Source organism: Variovorax sp. P1_G12, assembly GCF_056405555.1.
In genome coordinates this window covers 121,548-139,502 of sequence record NZ_JBFUBW010000018.1, presented here as the reverse complement: position 1 = coordinate 139,502, position 17,955 = coordinate 121,548, and the positions used below count along the sequence as shown (strand labels likewise).

At 69.3% G+C, this 17,955-nt stretch carries 20 protein-coding genes; 10 read left to right on the top strand and 10 right to left on the bottom strand.

Annotation, left to right across the window (positions count from 1 at the left end; translation table 11 throughout):
* The 5 genes from AC1D2O_RS21340 to AC1D2O_RS21320 all read right to left on the bottom strand — a co-directional run.
* A partial coding sequence (locus AC1D2O_RS21340) for a tripartite tricarboxylate transporter permease (protein ID WP_478157864.1) occupies positions 1-246 on the bottom strand: 246 nt, incomplete at its 3' end.
* Between the two features lie 10 nt (positions 247-256).
* The gene (locus tag AC1D2O_RS21335; protein ID WP_478094095.1) at positions 257-745 is read right to left on the bottom strand and encodes a tripartite tricarboxylate transporter TctB family protein; all 489 of its coding nucleotides are present in this window, start codon (positions 743-745) and stop codon (positions 257-259) included.
* Between the two features lie 104 nt (positions 746-849).
* The gene (tfpB, locus tag AC1D2O_RS21330) at positions 850-2,637 is read right to left on the bottom strand and encodes a type IV pilus assembly ATPase TfpB (RefSeq protein WP_478094093.1); all 1,788 of its coding nucleotides are present in this window, start codon (positions 2,635-2,637) and stop codon (positions 850-852) included.
* A gap of 7 nt (positions 2,638-2,644) precedes the next feature.
* Positions 2,645-3,388, bottom strand: a complete 744-nt coding sequence (locus AC1D2O_RS21325; RefSeq protein ID WP_478094091.1) for a class I SAM-dependent methyltransferase — start codon at positions 3,386-3,388, stop codon at positions 2,645-2,647.
* Entirely contained in the window at positions 3,385-3,918 is a 534-nt protein-coding gene (locus tag AC1D2O_RS21320) for a DNA-deoxyinosine glycosylase (RefSeq protein ID WP_478157863.1), read from the bottom strand. Before AC1D2O_RS21320 ends, AC1D2O_RS21325 begins: the two co-directional genes overlap by 4 nt.
* A gap of 50 nt (positions 3,919-3,968) precedes the next feature.
* Between AC1D2O_RS21320 and AC1D2O_RS21315 the strand changes: the two genes are divergently transcribed.
* Positions 3,969-4,799, top strand: coding sequence for a mechanosensitive ion channel family protein (locus tag AC1D2O_RS21315; protein ID WP_478157862.1), 831 nt, complete (start codon positions 3,969-3,971; stop codon positions 4,797-4,799).
* Positions 4,800-4,845: 46 nt separating this feature from the next.
* Here AC1D2O_RS21315 and AC1D2O_RS21310 read toward each other — a convergent pair whose 3' ends face one another.
* Both AC1D2O_RS21310 and AC1D2O_RS21305 read right to left on the bottom strand, forming a co-directional pair.
* Positions 4,846-5,193: a hypothetical protein gene (locus tag AC1D2O_RS21310; protein WP_478094744.1), complete on the bottom strand. Its 348-nt coding sequence runs from the start codon at positions 5,191-5,193 to the stop codon at positions 4,846-4,848.
* A gap of 124 nt (positions 5,194-5,317) precedes the next feature.
* A complete protein-coding gene (locus AC1D2O_RS21305; protein WP_478157861.1) occupies positions 5,318-6,178 on the bottom strand; it encodes a TatD family hydrolase in 861 nt (286 codons plus the stop codon).
* Positions 6,179-6,269: 91 nt separating this feature from the next.
* Between AC1D2O_RS21305 and AC1D2O_RS21300 the strand changes: the two genes are divergently transcribed.
* From AC1D2O_RS21300 to AC1D2O_RS21275, 6 genes are all read left to right on the top strand, one after another.
* Positions 6,270-7,238: a S1C family serine protease gene (locus tag AC1D2O_RS21300; protein WP_478090500.1), complete on the top strand. Its 969-nt coding sequence runs from the start codon at positions 6,270-6,272 to the stop codon at positions 7,236-7,238.
* A gap of 22 nt (positions 7,239-7,260) precedes the next feature.
* Entirely contained in the window at positions 7,261-8,271 is a 1,011-nt protein-coding gene (locus AC1D2O_RS21295) for an AAA family ATPase (protein ID WP_478090499.1), read from the top strand.
* Positions 8,252-9,238 (top strand): DUF58 domain-containing protein, encoded by a 987-nt coding sequence (locus AC1D2O_RS21290; RefSeq protein WP_478090498.1) that lies wholly within the window; start codon positions 8,252-8,254, stop codon positions 9,236-9,238. The genes AC1D2O_RS21295 and AC1D2O_RS21290 overlap by 20 nt, the downstream gene beginning before the upstream one ends.
* Entirely contained in the window at positions 9,235-10,275 is a 1,041-nt protein-coding gene (locus tag AC1D2O_RS21285; protein WP_478090497.1) for a VWA domain-containing protein, read from the top strand. The genes AC1D2O_RS21290 and AC1D2O_RS21285 overlap by 4 nt, the downstream gene beginning before the upstream one ends.
* A 292-nt stretch (positions 10,276-10,567) precedes the next feature.
* Positions 10,568-11,326 carry an SDR family NAD(P)-dependent oxidoreductase gene (locus AC1D2O_RS21280; protein ID WP_478090496.1) on the top strand — a complete coding sequence of 253 codons (759 nt, stop codon included), beginning with the start codon at positions 10,568-10,570 and terminating at the stop codon, positions 11,324-11,326.
* Positions 11,327-11,398: 72 nt separating this feature from the next.
* Positions 11,399-12,034, top strand: coding sequence for a dioxygenase family protein (locus AC1D2O_RS21275; protein WP_478090495.1), 636 nt, complete (start codon positions 11,399-11,401; stop codon positions 12,032-12,034).
* A gap of 117 nt (positions 12,035-12,151) precedes the next feature.
* Here the strand turns inward: AC1D2O_RS21275 and lolD are convergent, their stop codons facing one another.
* Positions 12,152-12,841, bottom strand: coding sequence for a lipoprotein-releasing ABC transporter ATP-binding protein LolD (lolD, locus tag AC1D2O_RS21270; protein WP_478090494.1), 690 nt, complete (start codon positions 12,839-12,841; stop codon positions 12,152-12,154).
* Positions 12,834-14,090: a lipoprotein-releasing ABC transporter permease subunit gene (locus AC1D2O_RS21265; RefSeq protein WP_478090493.1), complete on the bottom strand. Its 1,257-nt coding sequence runs from the start codon at positions 14,088-14,090 to the stop codon at positions 12,834-12,836. The genes lolD and AC1D2O_RS21265 overlap by 8 nt, the downstream gene beginning before the upstream one ends.
* Positions 14,091-14,125: 35 nt before the next feature.
* On the opposite strand from AC1D2O_RS21265, the gene AC1D2O_RS21260 reads away from it, so the two are divergent.
* The 3 genes from AC1D2O_RS21260 (at position 14,126) to AC1D2O_RS21250 (ending at position 17,267) form a co-directional block, all read left to right on the top strand.
* Positions 14,126-15,094 (top strand): hypothetical protein, encoded by a 969-nt coding sequence (locus AC1D2O_RS21260; RefSeq protein ID WP_478157860.1) that lies wholly within the window; start codon positions 14,126-14,128, stop codon positions 15,092-15,094.
* A 2-nt stretch (positions 15,095-15,096) separates the two neighbouring features.
* Entirely contained in the window at positions 15,097-16,806 is a 1,710-nt protein-coding gene (recJ, locus tag AC1D2O_RS21255) for a single-stranded-DNA-specific exonuclease RecJ (protein ID WP_478090491.1), read from the top strand.
* Positions 16,807-16,916: 110 nt separating this feature from the next.
* Positions 16,917-17,267, top strand: a complete 351-nt coding sequence (locus tag AC1D2O_RS21250; RefSeq protein ID WP_478157859.1) for an alpha/beta hydrolase — start codon at positions 16,917-16,919, stop codon at positions 17,265-17,267.
* Positions 17,268-17,271: 4 nt separating this feature from the next.
* Here the strand turns inward: AC1D2O_RS21250 and AC1D2O_RS21245 are convergent, their stop codons facing one another.
* The gene (locus AC1D2O_RS21245; protein WP_478090271.1) at positions 17,272-17,937 is read right to left on the bottom strand and encodes a hypothetical protein; all 666 of its coding nucleotides are present in this window, start codon (positions 17,935-17,937) and stop codon (positions 17,272-17,274) included.
* Positions 17,938-17,955 lie beyond the last annotated feature (18 nt).

Sequence of the window (17,955 nt, the reverse complement as noted above, 5' to 3'; positions counted from 1 at the left end):
GACCAGGATGGCGGTGGTGGAGCCGCCGTACTGGGCGCCGTAGTAGATGCCGGCCAGCATGATGAGGGCCGACACCGGCGGCAGCGCGTAGGTCGCGGGCAGCAGCATCGCGATGGTGGCGACCGGGCCGATGCCCGGCAGCACGCCGATCAGGGTGCCCAGGATGCAGCCGACCAGGCAGTACAGCAGGTTGGTGAAGGTGAACGCGACACCGAAGCCAAGGGAAAGGTTGTTGAGAAGTTCCATTTGCCAGTCCTCAGCCCGTGATGAAGGTGGGCCACACCTGGATTTGCAGCTTGAGCGCCCAGATGAAGGCGATGTAGCTGCCGACAGCCAGCACCGTGGCGAGGATCAGCACCTTGGGCAGGTTGAATTCGCTGCCCGCAAGACTGGAGATCAGGACCAGCGCATAGATCGCGATGATCATGCCCATGGCGGGTACGCCGAGGCTCGGCAGGCCGCCCAGCAGCACGCCGAAGGCCAGGTTGGCACCGAGGATGTAGAGCACCTGCTTCCAGGCCCACTTGCCGATCTTCTCGCCGTCCTCGGTCTCGACCGTGAGGCCGGTGAACATGATCACGAGGCCGATGACGGCCATCAGGATGCCGAGCATCAGCGGGAAGTAGCCCGGGCCCATGCGGGCGCCGTTGCCGACGTTGTAGGTTGTCGCCCCCCAGGCGAAAGCGACCCCCACGACGGCGAACATCACCCCCGAGAAGAAGTCTTTCTGACTCTTGATTTTCACGAACAGTCTCCACGAAAAAACTCGATCGGAGATTGTGTGGTCAGGCTGAAGTCAGCTCGATGTGGATTCCACCTACCGGCTCTTCAGGGTTATCCCTGCTTGCCTCATTCCAGTGGGGGGGTGGCGCTGAGCACTTCCTCGATGGTGGTCACACCCTCCGCGACCCGCAGCGCGCCGGCCAGGCGCAACGGCCGCATGCCGTCGACCACCGCCTGGCGCCGCAGCCCGACCGCGTTCGGCTCCTTCGTGACCAGGGCCTTGAATTCCTCGCTGATGCTCAGGAGCTCGTACAGCCCCATGCGCCCCATGTAGCCCGTCATGCGGCAGTCGACGCAGCCGACCGGCTTGTAGGCGCGCACCGAGCCGCTGATCTGCCACGGCTTGACGAACTCGGCCAGCTTCTCGCGCGTCACCGACTCGTCCGGCTGCTTGCAATGCGGGCACAGCGTGCGCACCAGGCGCTGGGCCAGCACGCCGAGCATCACCGCGTTGATCAGGTAGGACGGCACGCCGAGCTCCATCAGCCGGGTGATCGCGCTCGGCGCGTCGTTGGTGTGCAGGGTGCTGAAGACCAGGTGGCCGGTGAGCGCCGCCTGGACCGCCATCTCGGCGGTGGCGAGGTCGCGGATCTCGCCGACCATGATGATGTCCGGGTCCTGCCGCATCAGTGCGCGCAGGCCTTCGGTGAAGCCGAAATCGATCTGTGCCTGCACCTGCGTCTGGTTGAAGGAGGGCTCGATCATCTCGATCGGGTCCTCCACCGTGCTGACGTTGACCTGCTCGGTCGCGACGCGCTTGAGCGTCGAGTAGAGGGTGGTGGTCTTGCCCGAGCCGGTCGGGCCGGTCACCAGGATGATGCCGTGCGGCCGGGTCACGAGCTTCTCCCAGCGCTGCGCGTCGTGCGGGGTGAAGCCGAGCGCGTCGAGGTCCTTGACCGCCGTGTCGGGGTCGAAGATCCGCATCACCATCTTCTCGCCGAAAGCGGTCGGCAGCGTCGACAGGCGCATCTCGACCTCGTCGCCGCGCAGGTTGCGGGTCTTGATGCGGCCATCGAGCGGACGCCGCTTCTCGACCACGTCCATCCGCCCGAGCAGCTTGATGCGCGCGACCATCGCGTTCATCACGCCCATCGGCATCTGGTAGGCCGGATGCAGCACGCCGTCGATACGAAAGCGGATCATGCCCTGGTCGCGCCGCGGCTCCAGGTGGATGTCGCTGGCGCGCTGGTCGAAGGCGTACTGCCACAGCCAGTCGACCACCTGCACCACGCTCTGGTCGTTGGCGTCGAGCTGCTTGTTGCTCTTGCCGAGCTCGACCAGTTGCTCGAAGCTCGCGCCGCCGGCGTTGCCGCCGGCCTTCTGCGCCGCCCGCACCGACTTGGCCAGCGCAAAGAACTCGGCCGTGTAGCGCTGGATGTCGGTCGGGTTGGCGACCACCCGGCGCACCGTGCGGCGCGACTGGCGCTCGACTTCGGCGATCCAGTCGGTCAGGAAGGGCTCGGCGGTGGCCACCACCAGCTCGCTGGGCGTCACCTGCACCGGCAGCACCTTGTGCCGCTCGGCATAGGCCGCGCTCATGGTGTCGGCGACCTTGCCCACATCGACCTTGAGCGGGTCGATCCGCAGGTACGAGAGGCCGGCGCGGCCGGCCAGCCACTGGGCCAGCATTTCGAGATCGAGCGGCTTGCCGTCGCTCTCGCGGACCATCGCGACATTGGCCAGGCGTACCAGCGGCGCCTGGCGGCTCTCGGCCTGGGCGCAGCGCGCCTGCGTGCGCTTGGCCTCGACCGGCGAGATCACGCCATCCTGGGCCAGCCATTCGATCAGGTGGCGCAGGACCAGCGGGCCCTCGTGGCGCGAGGCGGCGGTGGCGGCGGGGGTGACGGCGCTCATGGGCAGTTCAGCTCTGGGGTTTGAAAACCCGCAGCCACTTCGGCGCGGGCAGGCCCCAGCGAGTCTGGATGCTTTGGGCGCGCTCGGCAAGAAGGGGCCGCTTGGGGCGGGTGGCTTCGCGCTGGGCCAGCACCACGGTGTTGCCCTCGCGCGTCGGCTTGAAGGCCCAGACCGCCTCGGCGCCGAAGGCCGCGGTGATCTTCTCGAGGCTGTGCTCGTAGCTCGACGAGCGGCCGAACAGATTGACGGTCATGGCGCCGTCTTCGGTCAGCAAGGCGCGGCAGTCGGCGTAGAAGGCTTCGCTGTCGAGCACCGGCGCGGCCGCCTCGTGGTCGTACAGGTCGACCTGCAGCGCATCGACCGTCCCCAGCCAGCGCGGCTTGCGGATCTCGGCGGCGGCATCGGCGATCACGATCTCGAGCTTGGTGTCGTCAGCCGGCAGCTTGAACCAGCCGCGGCAGGCGGCCACGACCTGCGGATTGAGCTCGATCGCCGTGGTGCGCATGCGCAGCGTCTTGCGGCAGAACTTGGTCAGGCTGGCCGCGCCCAGGCCGAGCTGCATCGCATGCCGTTTGCCGACGCCGGCGGGATCGACGAACAGCAGCCAGGCCATCATGCGCTGGACGTATTCGAGCTCGATCTCGAAGGGCGCATCGAGCTTCATCGAACCCTGCACCCATTCGGTGCCGAGGTGCAGATAGCGCACGTCGCCCCAATCGGAAAAATTGACTTCGGGAAGGGAGACTTTCATGGAATGACCAAATACCTTTCAAACACCTCGCGCCACGCCTGCACCTTGCGCTCGAGGCTCCAGGAGGCGTTGGCAGGACTCGACGAGGGCAACCGATGGACCGGGACGCCAAGCGCCCGCGTGTGCCGCGCATGCCGGAAACTTTCGCCGCCGTTGTGCGCGATGGCCGCGAGCCGGGGCAGGCGCAGGCTCGCGATATCGTTCGCCACAGCCTCGCGGATCGCCGAATCGAGGCTGCCTTCACGCTCGCAGCTGGCATAGACGTCCCACACGCCGAGTCCCCGATCGAGCAACCAGGCGCTACGCTTTTTATAGCTGTCTTCACCCACTGGCAGCGGGTTTCCGGGCCACAGCGCCTGCAAAATCTTCCAAAAACCATTCTGCGGGTGCGCATAATACTGCTGCTGCGCGATCGACCGGGCCCCAGGAAAGCTGCCGAGGATCAACAAGGCGGCGTTTTCGGAAACGATTGGCGCGAGCCCCGTGAGCACGGCCTTGACGTCGCCTGGGCGCGAGACCGGCTTATTCATGACGAACGCTGCACGGTTTGCCGAAGCATCGGCACCTGCGAGGAGAAGAAATGAATACGGAAGCGATCTGGATTTTCCTGACGACGCAAGGCGTGGATTTTGGCCTGAAAGTGATCGGCGCCCTGATCGCCTGGGCCATCGGCCGCTGGCTGATCGGCCTGGCGCAGCGCCTGGTGGCCAAGGCCCTCGAACGCGGCAAGAGCATGGACCCGACCTTGAATCACTACCTGGTCTCGATCCTCGGCGTGCTGCTCAACATCGTCCTGATCCTCGCGATCCTCGACATGTTCGGCGTCCGCACCACCTCCTTCGCGGTGCTGCTGGCCGGCGCCGGACTGGCGATCGGCACGGCCTGGGGCGGACTGCTCACGCATTTTGCGGCCGGCGTGTTCCTGCAGGTGCTGCGCCCGTACCGGGTCGGCGACTACGTCACCGTCGGCGGCGGCATCAACGGCACGGTCAAGGAGCTGGGCCTGTTCGGCACCACGCTGATCACGCCCGACAACGTCGTCACGACGGTGGGCAACAACAAGGTGCTGTCGGATCCGATCCAGAACTTCAGCCAGTTGCCCTTTCGCCGGGTCGACGTCACCGCGAAGATCGCCAACGGGGTCGACGTGAACCAGGCCATCGCGCTGCTCAAGGCCGCGGTGAGCCAGATCGCCAACGTCTCGGCCGAGCAGCCGCCGGACGTCGAGATCCTGCAGTTCACGCCCGAGGGGCCCCTGCTCGCGGTGCGTCCGTACACCCACACCGACCACTACTGGCAGGTCTACTTCGACACCCACAAGGCGATCGTCCGCACTTTCGGCGCCGCCGGCTATCCGACGCCCGAGACCCCGCTGGTGCACCGGTCCGTCGCACCGCCGCCGACCGCCTGAAAAAAACCCGCCGACGGCGGGTTTTTCATTGGGGCCTTGGGGCCAGTCAGGGCTTCTTGGCGGCTTCGTGCTGCTCGGTGCCCGGAACCTTCTCGCCGATCTTGTTGCCGACCTTGCGAGTGCCGTCAGCGGCGTCGGTGGCCACGTTGTCGATCGCCTTCCCGGTCGCCTTGGCGCCCTTCTCGGTGGCCGTCACGGCCTTCTTGGTGCCGCTCTTGGTCGAATCCCAGGCCTTCTCGGTGCCGCTCTTGGTGGCATCCCATGCCTTCTCGCCGGCGTTCTCCACCTTCTGGGTGGTGCTGGGCGCCGTGGTTTGCGCGGTTGCCGACACGCCGATGCAGGCGAAGGCCAGGGCCACTGCGGCAGGCAGGGTGCGAACGATGGATTTGCTCATTGGATGGGCTCCTTGTATGAGTTGGAGTGACGGTTTGCCACTCTGATGCAACGACTGCACGAGTTCGCAGGATGACACCAATATCCCCTGCCGCACCCCAACGGCCCCAAGTCGGGTGCTTCGCCTACGCCGGGCGCGGGCTGTCGGCCGACAGGCCGATCAGCGAAGCCAGACGTGGCAGGGCCGCGGCGGCGTTGCGCGTGGTCGCTTCGGCCAGCGCCGAGCGCTCCATCCCGCGCAGGCCCGCCACGACCTCGGCGATGCGCGGCAGCTCGCCGGGCTCGTTGCGCCCCTGCGGCTGGCCCGCCTCCCGCTGCGCCTGCGTGCGATAGAGCCAGTGGGGCTGGATGTCCGGCGCGTCGGTTTCCATCACGATCGCATCCAGCGGCAGCATGGCAGCGAGCCGGCGCAGCTGCAGGGCGCGCTCGAAGGTCACGGCGCCGCCGAAGCCCAGCTTCAGGCCCAGGTCGATGCAGGCCTGCGCCTGCTGCTCGCTGCCGTTGAAGGCATGCGCGATGCCCTGCCAGCCCTGGCCCGGTGCCACCTGGCGCAGGTGCATCAGCACCTTGTCCACCGAGCGGCGCACATGGATGATGACCGGCAGCCCGTGCTTGCGCGCCAGTTGCAACTGACTGTGAAAGAAGCGCTCCTGCTTCGCGGGGTCCAGGCCGGCGACGAAATAGTCGAGGCCGATTTCGCCCACCGCCACCAGCCGCGGGTCGTCGCGCCGGCGGCCGAGTTCCTCGTCGAGCAGCCCCAGATCCTCGTCGCGCGCTTCGCCGGTGCACAGCGGATGGATGCCGAGCGCATAGGCATCGTCCTGCAGGTGCGCAAGTTCGCGCACGGTCGCGAAGTTGGAGACAGCCACCGCGGGGATGACGCAGAGCATGACGCCGGCGTCCCGGGCGCGGGCCCGGATCCGGGGCATTTCCGAGCCGAACTCGGGCGCATCGAGGTGGCAATGGGTGTCGACGAAGCGGGACATCGCGCGATGATGCCCGAAGGGATGCACGGCCGCGGAAAGCGTGCTACCGTGCCTCCTACAGCGACTCTCTCTTTTGTGCGGAGGTGCCCCGATGCGCAGGCCTGCTTTCTACAGCCGCTCGCCCCGAGGGCCGCAGGATGCGGCCGAGGCCGTTACGCCCGAGGCAGCCCAGACGGTCGCGCAGGCTCCCGCCGCTGCCTGGCAGCCCGGGCGTCGCAGCTTCGGCCTGCTGCTGGCATTGATGGTCGGATTGGGCGCCACCGGCGCCTACTTCTGGCCGCACCAGGGCGCTCAGGCGCTGACCCAGAAGGACATCGACGCGGCGGTGCTGCGCACGCTCCAGACCGCCCCGCTGCCCTCGCCTGCCGCCCGGGCCGCCGAGATCATCCGCCCCTCCGTGGTCCGCGTGGTGGGCTACGGCACCGAGAAGACGACGCCCGAGGCCAAGATCGAGAAACGCGGCCGCAATCTCGCCAAGGCCAAGCCACCGGAGGTCACCGACGAAGTGGCCGGCAAGCAGGTCGAGCGCGGCGTCGGCACCGGCGTGGTGATCGTCGACAAGGGCGTGATCCTGACCAACCTGCACGTGGTCGCCGGCGCCGAGACCATCAAGGTGACCTTCGCCGACGGCCTCGAGGCGCCGGCGACCATCACCGCGCTGCAGCCCGAGAACGACCTGGCGGTGCTGCAGGCCCAGAAGCTGCCCGACGACCTGATCCCGGCCACCATGCGATCGACCGCCGACCTGATGCCGGGCGACCAGGTGGCAGCGGTCGGCTTCCCGTTCGGCATCGGGCCCTCGGTGTCGGCCGGCGTGGTGTCCGGTCTCAATCGGTCCTTCCGCTCGCCCGAAGGCAAGCAGGAACTCAGCAACCTGATCCAGTTCGACGCCGCCGCCAATCCCGGCAACTCGGGCGGCCCGCTGATCAACATGAACGGCGAGGTGCTCGGCATCGTGACCGCGATCCTGAACCCGACCCAGCAGCGCACCTTCATCGGCATCGGCTTCGCCGTGCCGATCGAGAACGCGGCATCCGCCGCCGGCTCGCCCCCCTTCTGACCCACCGACGAAAGCACCCAGCATGAGCACAGAGCCCGAATCGCCCGCCCCGGTCACGGCCGAGCTGATGGAGCAGATCCTCTATCAGGTCAAGCGCGTCGTCGTCGGCCAGGACCGCTTCCTCGAACGGGTGATGGTGGCGATGCTGGCCGGCGGACACCTGCTGGTCGAGGGTGTGCCCGGGCTGGCCAAGACGCTGACGGTGAAGACGCTGGCCGACACCGTGCGCGGCCGGTTCAAGCGCATCCAGTTCACCCCCGACCTGGTGCCGGCCGACCTGGTCGGCACCCGCATCTACAACCAGAAGACCGGCGACTTCAGCACCTCGCTGGGCCCGGTGTTCGCCAACCTGCTGCTGGCCGACGAAATCAACCGGGCACCGGCCAAGGTGCAGAGCGCGCTGCTCGAAGTGATGCAGGAGCGGCAGGTCACGATCGCGGGCGAGACGCACCCGGTGCCGCGCCCCTTTCTCGTGATGGCGACGCAGAACCCGATCGAGACCGAAGGCACCTACCCGCTGCCCGAGGCGCAGGTCGACCGCTTCATGATGAAGGTGCTGGTCGACTATCCGAGCGACGAGGAAGAGTTCGTGATCGTCGAACGCGTGATCGGCCCGCCGGTGGAAGCCATTCCGGTCGCCACCACCGACCAGCTCGCGACCCTGCAGGCCGAGGCCCAGCGCGTCTACGTCGATCCCTCGCTGATCCAGTACGCGGTCCGGCTGGTGTCGGCCACGCGCGCCCCCGAGAAGCACGGCCTGAAGGACATGCGGCGCTTCATCACCTTCGGTGCCAGCCCGCGCGCCAGCATCAACCTGACCCAGGGCGCGCGCGCGCTGGCCTTGCTGCGCGGCCGCAGCTATGCGCTGCCCGAGGACATGACCGCGCTGGTGCCCGACGTGCTGCGCCACCGCGTCACGCTGTCGTACGAGGGCCTGTCGGAAGGCCTCACGCCCGACAGCCTGATCGACAGGATCATGCGGGCCGTGCCCGCGCCGCCCAAGCCGCTCGAACATGAAAAGCTGGTGGCCTAGGCGCGCGCAAGCCGCCAACGACGAGCAGCTCGCAACGATCGACGCTGCGGCCGGCGGCGTGGAGCGCGCGCTGCGCCGGCTCGAATGGACCGTGATCCGCCGGCTCGACGGCCTGCTGCAGGGCGACTACCGCACGCTGATGCGCGGCACCGGCCTGGACCTGGCCGACCTGCGCGAGTACCAGCACCACGATGACGTGCGCCACATCGACTGGAACGTCACGGCGCGGCTGCAGACCCCGCACGTGCGCGTGTTCACGGAAGACCGCGAGATGGCGGCCTGGTTCGTGCTCGACCTCAGCCGCTCGGTCGACTTCGGCTCGGGCGCCAAGGCCAAGCGCGAGATCTCGGCCGGCTTCGTCGGCGTTGTCGCCCGGTTGCTGACCCGGCACGGCAACCGTGTGGGTGCGATGGTCTACGGCAACGACATCGAAGCCGTGATCCCGCCGCGCACCGGCCGGCGCCATGTGCTGCACCTGCTGTATGCGATGGAGCGCCGCGCAGCAAGGATCGCCCCCGACCAGACAGGCATGACCCGCCTGGCCGAGCTGCTCAAGTCGGCGGCAGTGCTGATACCGCGCCGCTCGACCGTGTTCGTGGTCTCCGATTTCGTCACCGAGCCCGGCTGGGAACGGCCGCTCGCCCACCTCGTGCAGCGCCACGACGTGGTGGCGGTGCGCCTGTTCGATCCCCTCGAGCTCGAGCTTCCCGACCTCGGCCTGGTGCCGCTGCACGACGCCGAGACCGGCGAACAGCTCTGGGTCGACACCCATGATGCGGGTTTTCGCAAGCGCTTCGCCCGCATCGCCGCGGAACGCGAAGCCACCTTGCGCCAGGCGCTGGCCAAGATCGGCGTCGACGCGCTCGAACTCTCGACCGCTGACGATCTGGTGGAGGCCATCGTGCGCTTCGCCGACATGCGCAAGCGCCGCGTGCGCAGCGGACAGTCCCGGATGGTGGCTTCATGACTTTCCTCTGGCCTCAATTCCTCTGGCTGCTGCTCGCCATGCCCTTGCTGGTGCTGCTGTACCTCTGGCTGATCCGGCGCAAGAAGAAGCTGGCGCTGCGCTATGCCAGCCTGTCGATCGTGCGCGAAGCCATGAGCGCCGGCCAGACCATGCGGCGCCACATCCCGCCGCTGCTGTTCCTGCTGGCGCTGGGCGCGATGCTGATCGCGGCCGCGCGGCCGATGGCGGTGGTGGTGCTGCCCTCGAACCAGCAGACCATCATCCTCGCGATGGACGTCTCCGGCAGCATGCGCGCGGCCGACGTGCTGCCCAACCGGCTGGTGGCCGCGCAGGAGGCGGCCAAGAGCTTCCTGAAGGAACTGCCGCGCACCGTGAAGGTCGGCATCGTCGCCTTCGCGGGCAGCGCGCAGGTCGCGCAGTTGCCGACCACCAATCGCGAGGACCTGGTCACCGCGATCGACTCGTTCCAGCTGCAGCGCGCGACCGCCACCGGCAACGCGATCGTGGTGTCGCTGGCCACGCTGTTCCCGGACGCGGGCATCGACATCTCCGACTTCGCGCCGAAGAGCCGGCAGACCGGCGTCCCCATCGAGCGTGCCGGCAAGCCGCCGCCGAAGGAGTTCACCCCGGTCGCGCCAGGCTCCTACACCTCGGCCGCGATCATCATGCTGACCGACGGCCAGCGCACCACCGGCGTCGACCCGCTCGATGCCGCCAAGGTGGCGGCCGACCACGGCGTGCGCGTGTACACGGTGGGCATCGGCACGGTCGACGGCGAGACCATCGGCTTCGAGGGCTGGTCGATGCGGGTGCGGCTCGACGAGGAAACGCTCAAGGCGATCGCCAACAAGACGCAGGCCGAATATTTCTATGCGGGCACCGCGAACGACCTCAAGAAGGTCTACAACACGCTGAGCTCGCGGCTCACGGTCGAGAAAAAGGAGACCGAGATCTCGGCGCTGTTCGCGATGGGCGCGGCCGCGCTGGCGCTGCTGTCCGCCGGCCTGTCGCTGCTCTGGTTCAATCGCATCCTGTAGCGGCGTTCTCCAAGTACTTCGGCGCCACCGGCTGGCGTCATGGGCGTGGTGGCCTCGCCCGGCCGCGGCTTCGGCGGCACGCATGCGTCGGGACGGGTGTCGCTGGCCAACCTGAACGAGTACGACTATGCCAACATCGGGAAATCCATCCGCGGGATGGCGTCGGAGTACTTCGCGCGCTTCGAGCAGGAAGGCGCGGCCGGCAAGGGCGCGGCGAAATCCGCCAAGGCGAACCCTGCGAACCCTGCGAAAAAGGCGAGGAATCAGCGCATAGGCATCACAAGGAGATCCCATGTTCGATCTGAAGGGCAAGGTCGCGCTCGTGACCGGCGGCAACGGCGGCATCGGGCTGGGCATGGCCAAGGGGCTGGCCGGGGCCGGGGCGCGCGTGGTGATCGCGGCGCGCAATCCGCAGAAGTCGGCCGACGCGGTGGCGGCGCTGAAGGCCCTGGGCAGCGACAGCTTCGCGCTGTCGGCGGACGTGACCGACGAGGACTCGGTGCAAGCCCTGTTCGACGAGGCCGTCGCGCGCTGCGGCCGGCTCGACATCCTGGTCAACAACGCCGGCACCACGGTGCGCAAGCCCGTCGACCAGCTCGCGCTGGCCGAGTGGCACCAGGTGATGGACACCAACCTCACGAGCGCCTTCCTCTGCTGCCGCGCCGCCCATCCGCACCTCAAGGCGGCGGGCAGCGGCAAGATCATCAACATCGGCTCGATGATGTCGATCTTCGGTGCGCCGTACGCGCCGGCCTACGGTGCCAGCAAGGGCGGCATCGTGCAGCTGAGCCGGGCGATGGCCGCTTCCTGGGCGGCCGACGGGATCCAGGTCAACGCCGTGCTGCCGGGCTGGATCCAGACCGACCTGACCGACGGCGCCAGGGCCCAGGTGCCGGGGCTCAACGAGCGCGTGATCGCGCGCACCGCGGCGGGTCGCTGGGGCAAGCCCGAGGATCTGGCGGGCATCGCGGTGTTCCTCGCCAGTGCGGCGTCGGACTTCGTGACCGGCACGGCGATCCCGGTCGACGGCGGCTATTCGATCGCGGCCTGAACAGCGGGGCGATCGCCCCACCGTCCGGCAGCCTTCACGGAACTCGCCGGTCCCGCCACCGCTCGAAGGGCGATGAGCACCTCGCCCACTCCCCGGAACCTGCCTCGGCGCACGGTCGCAGCGGCAGCGCTTGCATTGCCGGCACTCTGGCTGGGCGCCCGCGCGCAGCCTGCGGCGCAGCGACGCCCGACACCGTCGCAGACCGAAGGGCCGTTCTACCCGGTGGCCCTGCCGGCTGACTCCGACGGCGACCTGTTGCGCAACGGCGCACTGAATTACGGCGCCACCCAGCCGGCCTGGGTCGACGGCACGGTCACCGACCTCGATGGCCGCCCGCTGAGCGGCGCGCAGGTCGAGATCTGGCAATGCGACGAAGCGGGCCACTACCACCATCCGGGCGACGGCGACCGCGCCGATCGAGCGTTCCAGGGCTTCGGCCGCGTGCTGGCTGATGCGCAGGGACGCTATCGCTTCCGCACCATCCGGCCCGTGCCCTACACCGGCCGCACGCCTCACATCCACGTCAAGGTGAAGCTGGCCGGCCGCGAACTGCTGACCACCCAGCTCTACGTGGAAGGCGCGCCGGGCAACGCGCGCGATGGTCTCTGGCGCCGCCTTTCCGAGGAGGCGCGGGCGGCGCTCACCGTGCCGTTCGAGCGCGCATCGGATGGCTGGAAGGCCAGCTTCCCGATCGTCGTCGCGGCCTGAGAGCCCCCACGCTCCCTCACTGCGTGTGGTCGCTGCCCCCCGAGGGGGAGTCAGCAGGCCGCCCGTCTGCGCGAAGCGCGGACTTCGCCGCGCTGGCGGCCCGGCGTCGGCCTGAGCTCAGTCCGCCAGCCGGCCCGCCGTAAGCCGCAGCACGCGGTCGCAGCGCGCCGCCAGGCTCTCGTCGTGCGTGACCATCACGAAGGCGGTGTTGCGCTCGTGCGCGAGGCGCAGCATCAGCGCGAACACGCCGTCGGCGGTGGCGCGATCGAGGTTGCCGGTGGGCTCGTCGGCCAGCACGCAATCGGGCTCGGTCACCAGCGCGCGCGCGATCGCCACGCGCTGGCGCTCGCCACCCGAGAGTTCGGCCGGCCGGTGCTGGACGCGCTCGCCGAGGCCCACCGCGGTCAGCATCGCGACCGCCGCCGCGCTCGCCTGCGCCGGCGGCATGCGGCGGATCTTGAGCGGCATCGCCACGTTGTCGAGCGCGCTGAACTCCGGCAGCAGGTGATGGAACTGGTAGACAAAACCGAGATGCCGGTTGCGCAAGCGCCCTTGCTCGGCCGCGTCGGCGTGCGCGATGTTCTTGCCATGGAGTTCCACGCTGCCGGCGGTCGGTGCGTCGAGGCCGCCCATCAGGTGCAGCAGGGTGCTCTTGCCCGACCCCGAGGCGCCGACGATCGCCAGCGTCTCGCCTGCGTGGACGTCGAGGTCGACGCCGTGCAGCACCGTCAGGTCGATGCGGCCCTCGTGGAAGCGCTTGGTCAATCCGCGGACCTTCAGCACCACGTCGTTCGTCGCCTTACTCATAGCGCAACGCCTCCGCGGGATTGACGCGGCTCGCGCGCCAGCTCGGGTAGAGGGTGGCGGCAAAGGCCAGCACCAGCGAGATCACGGTGATCGGCAGGATGTCGCCGCGCTGCGGGTCGCTCGGCATCTTGCTGATCAGGTAGATGTCCTTGGGCAGGAAGCTGGCGTGGAACAGCCGCTCGAGCGCCGGCACGATGACGTCGATGTTGTAGGCGATGCCCAGGCCCAGCAGCAGCCCGCCGAGGGTGCCCATGACGCCCACCATCGCGCCCTGGACGACGAAGATGCCCATGATGCTCTTCGGGCTGGAGCCCAGCGTGCGCAGGATCGCGATGTCGGCGCGCTTGTCGGTCACGGTCATCACCAGCGTCGAGACCAGGTTGAAGGCCGCCACCGCGACGATCAGCGTGAGGATGATGAACATCATGCGTTTCTCGACCTGGACCGCCGCGAACCAGGTCTTGTTGGCGCGCGTCCAGTCGCGGATCAGGAACTGGCCCGGCAGCGTGGCCGCCAGCTCGTCGGCCACCTCGCGCGCCTGGTGCAGGTCCTTGAGCTTGAGGCGCACGCCGGTCGGGCCCTCGAGCCGGAAGACGCGGGCGGCGTCCTGCTCGTGGATCATGGCCAGCGCCGAGTCGTATTCGTAGTGGCCCGAATCGAAGGTGCCGACCACGGTGAAGGGCTTGAAACGCGGCATCACGCCGGCCGGCGTGACCTGGCCGCCCGGCGCCACCAGCGTGACCTGGTCGCCCACGCGCACGAACATCGAGCGCGCCAGTTCGATGCCGAGCACGATGCCGAACTCGCCCGGCACCAGCTTGTCGAGCGCGCCCTGCTGCGCGGTGGTCGAGATGTCGGTCACCTGCGGCTCGAGCTTGGGGTCGATACCGCGGATCAGCGCGCCCTTCATGTCCTCGCCCCGCGCCAGCAGCGCCTGCGCCGCGACGAAGGGCGCGACGCCGATCACCTCGGGGTTCTTGCGCGCCCCGGCCATGATCGCGTCGATGTCGGCCAGCGCCTGGCCGTCGCGCGAGAAGATCTCGATGTGCGAGATCACGCCGAGCATGCGGTCGGTCACTTCCTTCTGGAAGCCGTTCATCACGCTCAGCACGATGATCAGCGCCGCCACGCCCAGCGCGATGCCGAACATCGAGACCCCGGAGATGAAGGAGATGAAGCCGTTGCGCCGCGTGGCCCGGCCGGCACGGGTGTAGCGCCAGCCGAGTTGCAGTTCATAGGGGAGTCGCATAGGGACGGAATTGTGGCATCCCGGACAATAGGCCCATGTCCGTTCCCCCCGCCACCGCCCGCCATCTGCTCATTCCCTTCGCCGGCCGGGGTTCTCCGGCCTGCCGCGAGGCGCTGGCCGGCCTCCGGCTACCGAAGCTCGAGGCGCTGCTGGCGCGGCTCACGCTGGTGCATGCCGACTCCCAGGACGACAGCACCCGCTCGCCGCCGCACGAGCGAGCGCTGGCCGAGGCCCTGGGCATCGCGGCGGCCGATGGCTGCATCCCCTGGGCCGCGCTGGAGGCCAGGACGGCCGGCCTCGGCCCGACCGACGGCGGCCAGGCCTGGGGCGTGGCCACGCTGTGCCACTGGCAGGTCGGCATCGACGACGTGGTGCTGGGCGACCCGGGCGCCATCGAGATCGACGCCACCGAGTCCGATGCGCTGCTGGCCGCGGCGCGTCCCTTCTTCGAGGAGGACGGCATCGCGCTGCACGCCACGGCCACGCCCGGACGCTGGCTGGCATCCGGCCCGGTCTTCGACGGCCTGGCGACGGCGTCGATCGACCGCGCCGTCGGCTTCCCGATCTCGCAGTGGTCGCCGCTGTCCGATGCCGGGCGGCCGCTGCGTCGGCTGCAGAACGAGATGCAGATGCTGCTCTACACCGAACGCGTGAACGACGCCCGCACCGCGCGCGGCGTACCGCCGATCAATTCCTTCTGGCTCAGCGGCACCGGCCACCTCCCCGCCGCGTTCGTGCCGGCCGCCGCGCCCACGGTGGCCGCGTCGCTGCGCCCCCCCGCCCTGCGCGACGACGGCGCCGGCTGGGCCGCGGCCTGGCAAGCACTGGACGCCGGGCCGGTGGCCGAGCTGCTGGCCGATTGCACGCGCGGCGACGCGGTCACGCTGACGCTCTGCGGCGACCGCGGCGCCCATCGCTTCGGGGTGCAGCCGCGCGGTTTCGCGCGCTGGGCCCGGGGCCTGTTCGGCCGCCCCGGCGCCGCCCCTGTCCTCGAGGCGCTGTGAGCATGAAGATCCTCCCCAGGGCCATCCCCCCGCGCAGCGCCTGGGCGCTCGAACAGGCCGGCGTGCATCCGCTGCTGGCACAGCTCTATGCCGCGCGCGGCGTGCTCGCGAAAGCGGAGCTCGATGACGGCCTCGCGCTGCTGCTGCCTCCGCACACGCTGCGCGGCGCCCGCGAGGCCGCGGCGCTGCTGGCCGATGCGATCCGCGAGGACAAGCGCCTGTGCGTCGTCGCCGACTACGACTGCGATGGCGCCACCGCCTGCGCCGTGGCGGTGCGCGGCCTGCGCCTGCTGGGCGCGCGCCATGTCGGCTACCTGGTGCCCGACCGGGTGGTCGACGGCTACGGCCTGACGCCGCCGATCGCCGAGCGCGTCGCCGCGAGCGGGGCCGACCTGCTGATCACGGTCGACAACGGCATCGCGAGCGTCGAAGGCGTCGCCGCCGCCAAGGCGCGCGGCCTCGCGGTGCTCGTGACCGACCACCACCTGCCGGGCCCGGTGCTGCCCGAGGCCGACGTGCTGGTGAACCCCAACCAGCCCGGCTGCGAATTCGACAGCAAGAGCATCGCGGGCGTGGGCGTGATGTTCTACGTGCTGATGGCGCTGCGCACCGAGCTGCGGGCGCGGGGCGTGTTCGATGTCGCCGCTCAACCGAAGCTCGATGTCCTGCTGCCCCTCGTGGCGCTCGGCACGGTCGCCGACGTGGTCCGCCTCGACGCCAACAACCGGCGCCTGGTGGCGCAAGGCCTGCGCCGCATCCGCGCCGGCGCGATGCAGGCCGGCATCGCCGCGCTGTTCAAGGCGGCAGGCCGCAACGCGGCGGCGGCGACCACCTTCGATTTCGGTTTCGCGCTGGGGCCCCGCATCAACGCCGCCGGCCGCCTGGCCGACATGACGCTCGGCATCGAGTGCCTGCTGACCGACGACGCCGGCCGCGCCGACGAACTCGCGCGCATGCTCGACGGCATCAACCGCGAACGGCGCGACATCGAGGGCGGCATGCGCGACAAGGCGCTGGCGCTGGCCGAGACGCTGTTCGACGACAGCCAGGAGCCGCCGGCGGCGATCAGCGTGTTCGGCGCCGACTTCCACGAAGGCGTGGTCGGCATCGTGGCCTCGCGCATCAAGGATCGCTTCCACCGGCCGACCTTCGTCTTTGCGGCCAGCGGCGCCGACGGCAAGGCGCACGAACTCAAGGGCTCCGGCCGCTCGATCCCCGGCTTCCATCTGCGCGATGCGCTCGACCTCGTCGCCAAGCGGCATCCGGGCGTGCTGTTGCGTTTCGGCGGCCACGCGATGGCGGCCGGCTGCACCGTGGCGCGCGAGCAGTTCCCGGTCTTCGAGCAGGCGCTGGCCCAGGTCGCGCAGGAGTGGCTCGACGCCGCCACGCTGACACGCCGGCTCGACACCGACGGGCCGCTGGCGCCCGAGTACCTGCGCGTCGATCTGGTCGACACGCTGCACCGCGAGGTCTGGGGCCAGGGCTTCGCGCCGCCGACCTTCAGCGAGGAGGTGGAGGTGGTCTCGCAGCGCCTAGTCGGCGAGAAGCACCTCGCGCTCAAGCTCAAGCACCGCGGCAAGCCGGTGGACGGCATCTGGTTCGGCCACACCGAGCCGCTGCCGCCGAAAGTGGTGCTCGCCTGGCGGCTCGATGCCGACGAATGGCAGGGCGTGCGGCGGGTCCGGTTCCTGGTCGAAGGCGCCGAAATCTAGGCTTCGATTGTTTCCAGGCTGCTAACGCCGCGGTTCCGTTTGCGGCGGTTGTGCGGTGGCGTTCGGCTCCAAACTTCTCCTCACCGACAAACCCTTGTGAAGGAACCGAAATGAATGCCTCGAAGATCATCGCCGCCGCTGCACTGTCCCTGCTGGCTGCCGCCGGCGCCAACGCGGAAACCTATGAGGGCGTGCATGCCCTGACCTCGTCCACGAGCCGCTCCGAAGTCGCTGGCCAGGCGGTCGCCGCGGCACGCGAAGGCAACGTCTACGCCGACGGTGCCAGCGCGGGTGCGCAGCCGTTCAGCTCCACCGCCAGCCGCGCCACCGTGCGTGCCGAGGCGGTTGCCAAGTCGCATGACCCGCTGGCCAGCCTTGATCGCCGCGCGTTCTACCGCGACCAGGTGCCCAGCGCCTACAGCAAGCCGAAGGTCTCGTTCACGCGCCAGGCTGTGCTGTAGGTCGCTAACGCTGAAAGACCTGGTTGAGCCCGATCGCGTAGCCCCGGACCCCGTCCGGACCGCTGCGCGCGGCGCTCAGGTCGATGCTGATGGTCGGCGTCAGGTTGAAGCGCACACCGGCGCGCGAGGTCCAGGTGTCGAGGGCGCGAAAGCGCTCGAAGACCAGCCACAGCTTGTCGTTGACGGCCCAGGCACCCTGCAGTCCGCCGCGCCCGGTTCGCTCGCCGCTGCCGGGCGTCCAGTCGTAGCCGAGATTGAGGTTGACATACAGGCTCTCGAGCGGATGCCAGGTCACGGGCACCACGAACTGGCCGCCGGCACGACCGCCGTGCGTGACATCCCACACCGCGCTGAAGAACAATGCCGCGCTCAGTCGCGAATCCTCCTGCTCTCCCATGAAGGTCCACTTGAGCTGCGGCCCCGCGCCGTAGGCCTTGTCGCCGGGCACCGATGCACGGTCGACGTTGAAACCGAGCTCGACCGGTCCGACCCGGCACGCAGGCCCCAAGTGGTAGTCAGTGACCGGCGCCGTGCCGAAGCGCCCCCCCCAGACCTCGTACTGGCACTGGCCCGGGTCCAGCGTGCCGGCATCGTCGATGTCGAAGTGGCCGGCGGCGTGGACAGGCGACGCCAGCAGGCACAGCAGCGGAAGCGGAAAGCGTCGGACCATGGCCGCGCATTCTAGGAG